The sequence below is a fragment of the uncultured Tenacibaculum sp. genome, from assembly GCF_947494125.1.
GTDB lineage: Bacteria > Bacteroidota > Bacteroidia > Flavobacteriales > Flavobacteriaceae > Polaribacter.
The window spans coordinates 41,515-55,042 of sequence record NZ_CANLTU010000011.1; the positions used below are offsets into that span (position 1 = coordinate 41,515).

Genomic DNA, 13,528 nt, shown 5'->3' on the forward strand with positions numbered 1-13,528 from the left:
ATAATATATCGAACTTATAAGAAAATACAATAATGTTGCGCTATTTGATTTTGAAATTTTCACACAATACCTATACACTTCTTAAAAAGATTAAAATAGGTCTGTGAAAAATAATAAAGATCATTAGAAAGTCTAATGGCTTATACTAACTTGTTATAGATCTTATCTAAAATCTATAGCCTTTTTAAAAAATAATTATGGCATCTTACAATGTTCAAAACTTTACTTATGATGGCCCTGGTGATAGTCTTTGCTACGGCAAACAAGACGATCATAATCATTATAAAGCAAACAAATTCACAATTGATGTGACAGCATACCTTCAAAGCCAAGGCATACAAAACATACATGCTGGTCCTTTTAAATCTCATCAAAACAAACCAAGTTTAGGCAAAGAATTTAAATGGAATGGTAATGCTTGGGTTAAGTCTTAAATAAAAACACTTAAAATAAATATAAAACAAACTTTTTATAAAAAATTAACATAATCATGGACAAAATTAAATTAAACTTCGTTAACAAATCAGCAGATACAAACAATAGTAGTATTGTAATTTTTCAACAAAATGTTGCCGAAGATTTTGGAGAAATTGCAATTGCTTGGAAAGTAATTGAAAACTGTGGAAGATTAGACAATCATCCATTTACATACCCTATGCAATTTCAAGTATCATCAAGTGATTCATATGGGAACTTTACACCTCAATTAACTGCTTCAAATGGAAATGCTTTTGATATGATTAAGGATACGTCTGGAGACATCCTTAAACAATCTTCTACATCTGCTACTAGCTCTAATGAAGTAGAAGTAAGAAATAATTTAGCTAGTGGAGCAATCAATGCAAACTGTTATAGAGACGGGAAATTATTAGCTTCCAAAACTGGTTTAGCTCCTGGGCAAAAAGCTGTTTTTGAGTTCCAACCAAAAATTTACATCGGTGTTGTTTCACAAATAGAAGAAGGAGATGTAATGAACTCTGCTATAATTTCACAAATTAATTCAGAAATTAATTTATTTGGAATTACAAGTGCAGATATAGTAATGTCAGGTGGAGGACCTGGAAAAAGTTCTGAGCCTTTCAATTTTACCTTAGAAAACATCAATCAGTAATTACTTTTAGGTTAGGTATAGAAGGCATGGTCATACATGCCTTCTTATCATAAATCATTCTTATAAAATATCTCATTAATAAAAATTTAAAAATGAATAATACTTATAATAATATTTGGTACTCAGGAGACTGGAAACAACAAAACCATGATCAAGTTCCTTACAATGGAATTAAAATTGAAGCCATTACTAAATATAGCCCTCAAACAAGTCCTCCTACCAAGCAAGAATTAATTTCTATTGATGCAATAGTAACTGATTACACAAAGGACCCCAATGGAGTGTCTAGTAAAGTTACTCTTAGTAAAACAGGAGCTTGGTACGATATTCCTATTCCTGAAGATAACAAAGTATCTCCTCCCAAACCGAATTCTAATTTTACAGTAACCGATATATATTTTAACGGACTAGGAAAATTACAACTTCATGTTACAACTACTGGAATCTATTTACGTATACAATTTCGATATGGAGAAACAAATAGAACTAGAGAAGAATTAGGTTTTATTTTAAAATTTAAAGAATACTTAGAAGAATAAGTTTAAAATAAATATATGCTTTCAATTTATGTATACAAACTTTCATTTTACAAATTTATCCATTGGAAATAATAATATTGCTTTCTTTCAAAAAGATAGAAACAAATCCTTAGCCAATACAAAAAAAAATATTTGGGTAAAAAATTGCCAATACAAATGGTCTTGTAAAATAAAAATTTTATGGCATTTAAGTTTTCGTTTAGTAAAAATATCAGGAAGCACAACAGTATTTTACAACTTAAAAACTGTATATACTACATTAAATAAACTCTTTTTAATTTCTAAGAATGGGATTATTTCAATACAACAAAGTTATAGAGATGGAAAACAGATTATTGATTATGAACAAATAAAAGGAAATGAATTTATAGCTATACAAATTTACAGAGGAGATTTTCTTATTGAAGAACAATATTTTAAAGGAAAATACCTCAACTTTCAAATTGGCACGGTTATAAGCGTCTCAAAATTGAATTCTAAAGAACCTTCTTTAAATATTGACTTTACAAGCTTAAAATCAATTTACTTAACCCTTGTTGCTAACAAAATTCAACTTGAAACAATAGAAAAATGGTAAGAGTCTAATTAAAAACAGCACGCTATGTTATATTTTTTAATGAAAAATGGTTAATTCGAGGCTTCTACAAATCACATTTAAATAAAATAGAATTACAAATTGACTTTACAATATTGATTGTATATCAAGAAAATAACACTCTTAAATACAAGTGTTTTCTTTTTAATTCTCGGAAACAATTTTAGCTAAAACTTAAATAAGCTCAGTTTAATAAGAATATTAAAACTACACACAATGGAGGTAGAAATAAAAATATGGGAAGACACAATATTCCCCACCTTTGATGATAATTTAGTAATTCATTTCGAAACTCCAATTTGGAATGACAAAACAGAATATCAAGTTTCATCTAAAGTTTTTTGGAAAAAAAACAAACAAGATAGTTACACTCCGAAGAACCTTTTTATTTCTACACCCTCCATTATACATCATACTTTTAAAAATGAAATCATTATAAAAGGAACATTAGAAATAAAAAAATTTAGTAGTTTTAATTCTACAGACACTTTAGGAATTTTTGCAGATTTCTATTATTACAAAAAAGAAAGCACAAATTATGCGTGGCACACTGAAGGTTTTCTAATAAGTTTTAATCCAAAAATTCCAACTCCTATTCCTGACGATATTATTATTGAGAACTGTAATACAGATATTACAACTCCAATAATTACTTCTGATACTTTTAGTGATCTGTTTCCATATATTTATTTATCAGGTTGGCCAAAGGTGAATAACTCTGAACGCTTATGGAACTTTTTTTATTATAAACCGTTTATTAAAAGCCCTCCTCTTTTTACCTTTATTAATAAATTGTCTTCATTAAAATCCGTAAACAACCGAGAAGGAATGTTTACTGAAGCCACTTCCTTTATTGAAGGAAAGCCTCCTTATGAATTACAATATGTAGATAATCTTGCATCATTACATGGCTATATTAATAATTTCAATTCCTTTTTTTTCTTTTTAACTAAAGAAAAGAACTTAAGTCAAATAATAGAACAAACCTGTATTTTTTTTAAAACGGATATTGTTGATTTTTCAAATTATCTTAAAACAACAATCTATTTAGAAAATAAAGAAAGACTATGGGAATCTTATTTTGCTTTAATTATAGAAATGGGTTACGAAAATGATAACTTGATGTCAATAATAGAAGTATTAACTATTTGTAATTTTTTAGAAGTTGTATTTAACCATTTAGATCATTCTCAAAATAATACAACAATTTCTCAAACTACATTACTATCCCTATTTAATGCAACCATAGTTTTAGATGAAAAAATATTTCCTTTACCTCCTTACCCTTCTTCTCCTCCTATTAGTATTACCAATACTATTTTACCCTATGCTATTGGTGATTTACAACTAGTTAAACATAAATTACTTCGCTACGAAATAGGTGAACTAGCAAGTATAACGAATATTATGCCTGGGGAGAAAAGAAAAATTATTAATAGAAAACTAGATCGTGTTGTAGATAAAAAGATTTCAAAAACAGTGTCTTTAAATGACTCTTTTACTTCGAATAATGAGAATAACAATGATTTTAGTGAAGAATTATGGAACGCCATAGCTGAAACTACTGAAACTACTAATTATCCCGATCCTGGTTTAGTTTCAACATATGGGCCTCCAACAAATATAACAATCAAAGGCTCATATACTAAAACACAAACCACACAAACACCAGATAAAAAGCAGTTATCCTCTTTTGCTAAAAAAGTTTTAAATAAAACAACACAGCGAGTATCCGAAAAAATAAATAGAGTAAGAGCATATACTGAGTTAAAAGAATTAGAAGATACTTCTATTAGTACAGTAAATAATAGCAACAATAAGAATCCTGTATATGGTATCTATTGTTGGTTAAATAAAGTGTATAAAACCAAAGTAATTAATTATGGTAATCGCATGCTTTTTAGTTTTAGTATCCCTAATCCAGCAGCTGCGTATATAAAACAAACTAAAATTTTAAACGGAAGTAACCTTCAAAAACCAAAAACACTTGAAGATTTTAATATTTATACCTATCAAGATGTTACAAAAGATAATTATCTAATAGCATCTCAGTATTATGAATTAAAAAAAATTCCTTTATATCCACAAGAAAAAATCGTTGTCTCTGACATCATCACGCTTTCACAAAGTAAACTAATAGCATTACCTAGCCTATATTATGCTAATGCTGCAACCATAGAATATGCTTTCGGTTCAGGAGAAACAGATAGTATTGTTAATGGCTTTTTAGGACAAAATACCTTTACTTTTAGTCGATCATCTTCTGTTACTGGTACTAGAGAATTAAATTCATTAAATAATGAACAAAGTAATATTGCTGTTAGTGCTGTATTCAATCCAAGTATTCAAATGTCACCACCAAATTCAGAAACAGATTTTCAAATGGGTGTAAACATTTCTTGCGTACCACTACCAAAAACTATTTTAACCTGGCAAATAGAAATGTACCAACTTTTATATGATTCTTATATAAAAAAAGAAACAGCATATAATTTAACTATAGGTACTTCAAACACAAAAAAAGAAACTATAAATCCTCTTACTGAGCGTTCTATTGTTAAACGAGAATTAGAAAAAAATATTCGAAAACAATTACTTCAAAATACATTACAGGTTAAAGGCCTTCCCATAAACATGATTAATTCTGATGTCAATAATTCCTTAGAATATAATCAATCAGAAATCATACAATATTTAAATAGTGCTCTCGAATGGAATGAAATGTCTTATACCTTTTTTGATGAGTATGATAATCATAATGGTTTTTTTTCTGTTTCTTCTTTATCTCCAGATTTTTTCTCTGCTTTTCTTAAAGCAAGTTATGCTGAAATTATTATTCCAATATCTCCTGTGTTTAACTATGGTTTCCTTTATTTCTTAAGCACAGGCACTGTTTGGACATCAAAAGATAGTTTAGCTCCTTGTTTTAATAATATTAATAAAAATGGAACTATAAATATAGATCAACTATCAATTATATATGAACTAAAAAAAACATTCCACGTTGCTAAATATTTACCCAAAATAATAGACTCATGGGAAGTACTGATTCCTACCTCAATGCAAATTCTTCAAAACAGTAAAAAACTAAACATAGAAAACCATGAATGATTCCAATTTTTCTTTATTTAATACAACTCTACCAGTGGGTGCAATAACAGCTTTTGCGGGCAATGTAGCTAGCTATATAAATCCTCAACAAAATAGTAGTCCGCCAACAACACAACCTATAGAATCTTTTGGATGGATGTTATGTGACGGTTCTTCATTAAAAGCTAGTGAATACCCTGAGCTATATGTTGCATTAGGAAATCTTTATGGTTCTTCTGGATCTGAGCAAAACTTAATGTTTAACCTCCCAGATTTAAGAGGTCAATTTCTTAGAGGTATTGATACTGATAAAGCTAGTATAGAAGACCGTACAGCAGCAGCAGGAGGAACGAAAAATGGTATAGGCTCTACTCAAAAAGATGCTTTACAAACACACCAACATATTTATACCAAACCGATAGGACCTCCGGCTCCTGGAGAAAATGGTAGTGGTACAGCTACAGTTAATAGTAAAGCATATACAGGAATACCTACTAGCGAAACAGATGCTTCCTCTATAAAAGTAAGTCAATATGAAACAAGGCCTACCAATACGTTTGTCAATTATTTGATAAAATATACTTATAAACTACCAAAATTTAATCATACAGTTTCTTTGTAACAGTATATAATAAAAGAAAAAATGAAGCCAATTAAAAATATTTTCATATGTTTAGTTCATGAAAATCAAGACTGTATTATTGATTTAGTTAGAAACTTAAAGTATCTAGACCCTACATCTAAAATTTTATTATACAATGGAGGAACAGATGAAAACTTATTCAAGTATTTTCCTTTTGAAAAATATGGTGTCGTAATTCATTCCAATCCTAAACCATTAAAATGGGGATGGTTACATGATTTTGCTATCGATTGTATGGAATACGCTATCAATAATTTAGAGTTTGATACCATTACTGTCGTCGATTCTGATCAACTTGCTTGTGGTCAAAATTACACTGATTTTATTACAGAAACATTTTACAAAAACCCCAATTTGGGTATGTTAGGTCAAGTACCTTCACGTATTGAAAAAGACACTCACATAGATCCAGCTATAACAGCTTATCAAGAAAAAGAATTATGGCAACCTTTTTTAGATCAATTACCTAATGGCAAAAATGCCTTTTTATATTGGACATTTTGGCCTTCAACAGTTTTTACTTATCGAGCCTCTCTAAAGTTAGTTGCTCTTTTTAGAACCAACATTCAATTACAAGAAATTCTAAAAAAAACAAAAATTTGGGCTAGTGAAGAAATAATACTTCCTACTCTAATTATTGCCTTAGGTTTTACTATCATAGAAAACCCATGTACCTATGATTTTGTAAAATATAAATATGTTTATACTAATGAAAATATTCAGCACGCTCTACAAGCGGAGAAATCATTTTGGATTCACCCTATAATAAGAGACATTAGAAATAAAAATAGAAATAATATAAGTACCTATTATGAAAATTATGTTCTTTCTTACCCGAAAGAATATTCTGAAGATATATTTCAATTAATTAAAAACATTCGCCCTAAAACACAAAACATTGAGGGCTGGTTAGAAAATGATGAATTCGAATTATTAGTTGAATTAGTTTTTTTAAAGGCTAAAAATAAAACTAATGCCACCTTTTTAGAAATAGGTAGTTATTGTGGCAAAGCAACTTCAGTTATTTCATTGGTCATTCAACATGTAAACAACCAATCTCAAATAATTGCTATCGATGATTTTTCAGGAAGACTAGGTGCTGAAGATGCTATTATTGATCAATATGCACCTTGCTATGACAAATTTAAACAGAACCTTAAAAACTTAAATTTAGAAGAAGTTAAAGTAATTAAACAAACTCCTTATTTAGTTGATCTTGATGAAAAAATAGATTTTATTCTAATAGATGGATTACATGATTACGCCAATGTATCACGCGATTTTTATCATTTTGAAAAAAACTTAAAGGAAGACGCTATAATATTATTTCATGACTATTGTTTGGCATTCCCAGGAGTAATGACTTTTATTAAAGAACTAACAAACTCTAATTCATATCGAATAGTAAAACAGAGTTCTTCATTAATATCTTTACAAAAAACACCTATTAATATCCTTGAATCTAATCAATTAAGTATTATAAAAAATTCAACAATTGAAAAAGATAAACTGCCTTTAGTTAGTTGTATTATGCCTACCTATAACCGTGCTAAATTCATAAAACATGCAGTAAATCAGTTTTTAGAACAAAACTATCCAAACAAAGAGTTAATAATAATTGACGATGGAGAAAATGCTATTAAACCTTTAATACCCAATAGCCCTCTAATTAAATATGTTCATCTTAATGAAAAATTAGATATTGGTACCAAAAGAAATATGGCTTGCCAAATGAGTAAAGGGCAGTTTATAGTTCATTTAGATGATGATGATTTTTATGCATCAAATTGGATAGAACAACAACTCTTTTTTCTTCTTACTCATGAATTAGAAATTACAGGTTTAAGCACTCCTTTATTTTATGATAAATCATCTTCTAATTTCTGGCAGTATAATTATCCACTATCAAATAAACCTTGGGTGTACGGAGCTACCTTATGCTATACAAAGAAGTTGTGGGAATCTAATCCTTTTCCTGTAATGACTTGTGGAGAAGACAATGCTTTTGTTTGGGCGGATGCTGTAAAAAAAATACTTCCAAATAATACTACAACCTCTTATATAGGACAAATTCACTCTGAAAACACCAGCCCTAAACAAATAGATAACGACCGTTGGAATACCTTAAAACAAGAAGATATTAACAATTTTTTCGAAAGCCTTCCTATATCTTCTATCCCCATATTTTCTAGTATAGAAAGCTTAAAATAAATACTTCAATAAAAATAATATATCATAAAAAACAGGGACGCTGAAAACTGAATAGAGTAGGCAATTATTTAATACAAACTCAATTATGATTTACGATTATTCTACAAATCCACCTCATCTAGTAACAAGTAATCAGGCAAATATTAATTTTCCTGGATTCTATTTTGCAGATGACACCGATCTTTACTTTATTTATCCTTCTGCCACAGATAAAATTATTTACAATTATTCTCTAGGTGTGTTTTTTAAATATATAAGAAATAGTGAATACGAAAACATTGCTATTAGACCTATAGTTACTTTAGCTCAAATGGGAAATTTAAGAGGTTATACACAATCTACCCCTAATCAATTACCTACTTTATATTTTGAAAATGGCCGTTTAACTCTTCAACATTCAAATTGTAGAAATATTGGTTGGCATCCAAGAAAAGCTAATCTCACTTACGTTTATGGAAATATTTTACATCCAAACAACCCAAAAGTATTTAGCCTAGGTACTACTTTCGTTCAAAAAGATTTTGATGACGCCATTGCTCTTGCTGCTACGAGTACTTCAAATGAAGTTAAACTCATAGAGTTATACTATGATGAAAATTTAAAAATAACAAGCAGACATGTTTCTAGATCAAAATTAATAGCAGGCAATCCTCCAAATTTTGTTTTAAATATTCTAAACCAATTTTTAGCCGCTAAAGAGATAAATCCATCTCCGTTTTAACACCTTATAACTCATCAATTTTATAAACTAACCAATACATTTAAAACATGGAAGCTAACAAGAAAATACTATCTGGAACAATTCAAAATGCTCCACCAAATTTAAAAGGATTTGATACAAATACAGTTGTAACTGCTAGTCAAGCTGTTTATTTAAAAAAAGTAGGATATTCATTTTGTATTAGGTACCTCTCTCTTACGGCTGGTCAAAAATCTGGCGACCTTAGTTTTAATGAAGCACAAGATATTCTTAATGCTGGATTAGCATTGAGTGCAGTACAACATGTTCTTTATTCGGGATGGACACCTACAGCAAATAAGGGAACTACTTATGGTGAAAATGCTGCTTCTAACGCCATCGATATTGGGTTACCACTAAGAATGAATATTTGGTGTGATTTAGAAGGAATTGCTTCAAATACTCCTTCTAAAAATGTAATAGATTATTGTAATGCATGGTATAATACTGTTTTTAATGCTGGATATATTCCTGGAATATATGTTGGAGCTAACTGTATACTTACTGGTAATCAATTATATGAAAATCTTAAGTTTAAACATTACTGGAAATCTTTAAGCAGAGTTCCAACTATTCCAAACCGAGGATATCAATTAATTCAATCATTAGAGGAAAACTTAATTGATAATTTAAGTATTGATAATGATACTACTCAAAATGATGAGCAAGGTGATTCAATGATATGGCTTAAGGATTCAAATATTTAGAATATAACCGAAATCCTTCTAAAGAGATGTTTAAAAAGTTACAGTATAAAGTTTAATAAAAACACTTACACTATTTTTATATATTAACTATTTCCTTTTTCATGTTATCTAATAATGAAATAAAACAACTTAAGATGTTATATCTTGAGTTGTTTTAGTTTTCAAAAAACAAATTAAAAATCCAATTTACAACACCTTACACTTTACTCACAACACAAAAAAGAAGAATTCACTACATTAATTTAAATCGCTCCTACTATTAAAAGTAACTTTATAAATGAAGACAAATAGCGCTATAAATTAGTTTTCAAAAGTAGAGATCAGAAACTACTAAAAAAACGAGGCGTCTCCCGAAAAGCCTAATGAGTAAGGAAAAATACCAAACTTAAAAAACGTCCCTCATGGAAAATCAAAACAACGAAATCAGACATTATTTTCATTTAAATTATAGAATTAGCAACCACCTTGCTGGAGGTATTTCTTTTAATCTATCGCTAATTGTAGATACAAACACAAAAAAGATTATTGGAAAGGGTAATATTACACAAGCTGTAAATCCTCCTTTAAATATTCCAACAATTTTAAGTGGTGATTACTCATATATGTGTACAATGAATTCATGTAATATTTTAGTAGTAGCAGAAGGTGTATCTCCTTATGCACCTTTAATATTAGGAGCACCTCAACCAATACAAAATGTAAAATTGAGAATGTCATTAGAAGACGATTGGAAATCGGGAACAGCAACATACTCATTTTTACGTGATGAAAAATGGGTTGATGTTGGTTATCAAAAAGTTGAACTTATTGAATTATCTGACGAATTGAATGTAGATAAACTTTCTTCTTTTGTTAAAGAACAAAATATGGAACCAAGTCTATAATACTTTAATCAAGCCACACTACTTTGTAGTGTGGCTTTTATTTAAACTACGTTATAATATCTATTTCTTACTTAAAAAAACAATTCATTTTTTAAGTAAAACTTATAGTAGTACATTTTTTATACCTTCCTTTTTTACCATTTTTGACAATCACTACACCTAAACTGGACTATCTCAATACTATTACTTCACAAACAAAAAAGATAAAAAATATTATTAGTATATCAATTTTGAACTATATACTATAATCAATTATAATTATACCGTTCAAGAGTACAATCAATATCACAACTTTATTAAACGATCTATTGCTCTATATTTTATTATTAAACTATATTTTCTTAATAAAAATCCATTGTAAAAATACAATTCTGAAAAACTTCCTGATTGAAAGCTTTTATCTCACAACATCTAAAAGCACGTTCACAACATCTTTCCAAAATTCAGACTACTTAAACTCTAATTTCACATTAGAGAATAACAAATTGCACTATAAATAATAGTATTAAAAACTAAAACTATGAGTCATACACATAATCACCCTGAGGGTTTACATTGTTCATGCTGTAATCCAATGTGGAAATCATTAATTCCTGATGCTAAACTAGGAGAGACAGAAAACGAAAAAAACACAGAAAACACCACTCTTTCGAATACAATCATATTCCGTACAGGAACTAATCCTATGGATGAAAATGATAAAAACATAGGTTATATCCAGACCATGGCTGAAGGAAAAGATGCCATGGTTGAAGCTGTAGGTATAAAAAATGGATATATCATAGCAACCGGTTCCTATGATAGCGTAAAAGAAAAAATGCCTGAAGATACTGCTGAACAAATTATTTTTGGAGGACAAACACTACTTCCTGGTTTTTTTGAACCTCATCTTCATATTCTACCAACAGCAGTTTTTAACATGGCTACAGATGTAGGTCCTTTTATAGGACAGGAATTAAGAACAAATGTAGCTACCAAAGAAGAAGATAAGTACAGTACAAATTGGATTATACAAACTTTAAAAAAAGAAGCAACTGATGGTAAAAAAGAAAGTTTATCAGATACATGGATTTTTGGAAGTAATGCGGATCCATCTTTATTAATAAATCACAATAAGGAGTTCAACGCTGAAATTTTAGATCGTGTATCAAATACCCAGCCCGTATTTTTAATGAACTCATCTATGCATTTGGCTTATGTTAATACAGCAGCCATTGAATTAGCAGCAAGAAAAGGGGTAACATTAAATAAGGACGGTATATTGAAAGAGATTGCCGAAATGGAACCTGTATTAAAAATAATAGCAGAAAGTATTAATCCTATTACATTTGAGAAAAAATTATCTACTGAAGTCGATAAGATTTTTAAAGAAGCTAGTAGTAGAGGTGCAACCTATCTTTTTGATGCTGGAATAGAACCTTATTCTCAAAAAGGGCTGAACCAACCCGAATACTTAAAAGAAAAAGCCAATAAAGATTGTAGTGTAAGAATAGGAGGAGCACTGGTTGCTATCACTTTAGATGATTTTAATAATAAGATAGAGAATAAATATTATCCAAATAAAGGCAACGATAAATTTAACCTAGCCTATGTAAAAGTAGTGTCGGATGGGTCTAATCAAGGGCTTACAGGTTATCAAAAAGCACCTTATGACTGTAATGAAAATTTTGTTCTCTATGGAGAAGATGGAACAAAAATTTCTGAACAAATAAACGAAGGAGTTTTTAATTATGGCTATCCAATAGAATTCAACACCCTAATAAGTAAAGCTGTAGATAATAATTGGCCTGTAATGGTTCATGCTAATGGAGATCATGCACTTGATCGTACAATCAATGCTTTCAAACTAGCAGGCATTAATAAATCAACCATAGAAAGTAGAAGAGATAGAATAGAACATGCTTCTTTATTATCTAATCAAAATATGGCTGACATGCGAGAGTTAGGAATATCTCCAAGTTTTTTAATAGGACATGTAGGTTATTGGGGCTGGGTTTTTCAACAAACTATATTAGGTAAAGAAAGAAGTAACCACTTAGATAGGTGTTATGCTGCTTTACATGATTATGATATGAGAATCACACTTCATAGCGATAATAGTGTTACTCCATTAGGTCCATTGCGTATGATGGAGCAATCTATCACAAGAATAATGGAAGGGGCTCCAAAAGAATTAAATACCCAAGTCTTAAATAAAACAGAACGCATTACTAGGTTTCAAGCCCTTAAAGCAATGACCTATGATTCAGCTTGGCAATGTCATGCAGATAAATGGGCAGGATCATTAGAGGTAGGTAAATGTGCAGACTTTGTATTACTAGAAGAGAATCCTCTTACATATAGCAATAAAGAAGGCGTTTATTCAGCTCAAGGTATGCGTAATATTCCAGTATTAGAAACTTGGAAAGGAGGAATAAAGAGATATAGTACTGCTGATGAAATCAAAGAATTATTACTTGAAAATCCTTCTTTGAGAGTTGGTGTAAAAGATTTAGTATAGTAATCTACTATACTAAATTTCAAAAAAAGCACTTTACAACCTTTTTTAACCTAGTCACTTCATTTCAAAAAAGTACTCATAACATTAATACAATTTTCAATGTATTTAAATAGTAATTTTAATTAAGAAAACTAAAAATAGCGCTAAAAATTAGTTTTCAAAAGTAGAGCTCAGAAACTACTATAAAAAACGAGGCGTCCCCCTGAAAAGCCAAACGAGTAAAGGGATAATACAATAAACATTATGATAACAGTATCAAATCAAACATCAAAAACAATAGAAGTTGCTATAAATCAATGGGCAACAGATGGGAAAACTAACTTTTTCACAATTAAACCTCAACAAAATGAATCTTGGGGTAGAGGAAACGAAAATGGTTTTGTGATGGCTATAAAAATAGACAATGAAACTAGTAGATATTATGTTAAAGCAGAAAGTGCTATAGTCGTTTATGATAAAAAAGTGACGGATCATAATAAGGATATTTTCCCTGTAGGGTAAAATATTTA

12 protein-coding genes are annotated in these 13,528 nt (G+C 29.5%); all 12 read left to right on the plus strand.

The genetic code is table 11. From position 1 onward, the window contains the following. Nucleotides 1-197: 197 nt before the first annotated feature. Complete coding sequence (locus Q0881_RS14775; protein ID WP_299161868.1) at nt 198-434, plus strand: hypothetical protein; 237 nt, start codon at nt 198-200, stop codon at nt 432-434. Between the two features lie 56 nt (nt 435-490). After that, a complete protein-coding gene (locus Q0881_RS14780) occupies nt 491-1,111 on the plus strand; it encodes a hypothetical protein (RefSeq protein WP_299161871.1) in 621 nt (206 codons plus the stop codon). A 92-nt stretch (nt 1,112-1,203) separates the two neighbouring features. Further along, complete coding sequence (locus Q0881_RS14785; protein WP_299161873.1) at nt 1,204-1,650, plus strand: hypothetical protein; 447 nt, start codon at nt 1,204-1,206, stop codon at nt 1,648-1,650. Nucleotides 1,651-1,678: 28 nt separating this feature from the next. After that, nucleotides 1,679-2,227 carry a hypothetical protein gene (locus Q0881_RS14790; RefSeq protein WP_299161875.1) on the plus strand — a complete coding sequence of 183 codons (549 nt, stop codon included), beginning with the start codon at nt 1,679-1,681 and terminating at the stop codon, nt 2,225-2,227. A gap of 234 nt (nt 2,228-2,461) precedes the next feature. Further along, nucleotides 2,462-5,356, plus strand: a complete 2,895-nt coding sequence (locus tag Q0881_RS14795; RefSeq protein WP_299161878.1) for a hypothetical protein — start codon at nt 2,462-2,464, stop codon at nt 5,354-5,356. Beyond that, a complete protein-coding gene (locus Q0881_RS14800; RefSeq protein WP_299161880.1) occupies nt 5,349-5,957 on the plus strand; it encodes a phage tail protein in 609 nt (202 codons plus the stop codon). Before Q0881_RS14795 ends, Q0881_RS14800 begins: the two co-directional genes overlap by 8 nt. Nucleotides 5,958-5,978: 21 nt before the next feature. Continuing rightward, nucleotides 5,979-8,189: a glycosyltransferase gene (locus Q0881_RS14805; protein ID WP_299161883.1), complete on the plus strand. Its 2,211-nt coding sequence runs from the start codon at nt 5,979-5,981 to the stop codon at nt 8,187-8,189. Between the two features lie 85 nt (nt 8,190-8,274). Further along, on the plus strand, nt 8,275-8,910 hold the full coding sequence (locus Q0881_RS14810) for a hypothetical protein (RefSeq protein WP_299161886.1): 636 nt from the start codon (nt 8,275-8,277) through the stop codon (nt 8,908-8,910). 47 nt (nt 8,911-8,957) lie between these two features. Then, a complete protein-coding gene (locus Q0881_RS14815) occupies nt 8,958-9,635 on the plus strand; it encodes a DUF1906 domain-containing protein (protein ID WP_299161889.1) in 678 nt (225 codons plus the stop codon). A gap of 401 nt (nt 9,636-10,036) precedes the next feature. Further along, a complete protein-coding gene (locus tag Q0881_RS14820; RefSeq protein ID WP_299161891.1) occupies nt 10,037-10,519 on the plus strand; it encodes a DUF1842 domain-containing protein in 483 nt (160 codons plus the stop codon). A 520-nt stretch (nt 10,520-11,039) separates the two neighbouring features. After that, nucleotides 11,040-13,019: an amidohydrolase gene (locus Q0881_RS14825; protein WP_299161893.1), complete on the plus strand. Its 1,980-nt coding sequence runs from the start codon at nt 11,040-11,042 to the stop codon at nt 13,017-13,019. 243 nt (nt 13,020-13,262) lie between these two features. After that, nucleotides 13,263-13,520, plus strand: coding sequence for a hypothetical protein (locus Q0881_RS14830; protein ID WP_299161895.1), 258 nt, complete (start codon nt 13,263-13,265; stop codon nt 13,518-13,520). Nucleotides 13,521-13,528 lie beyond the last annotated feature (8 nt).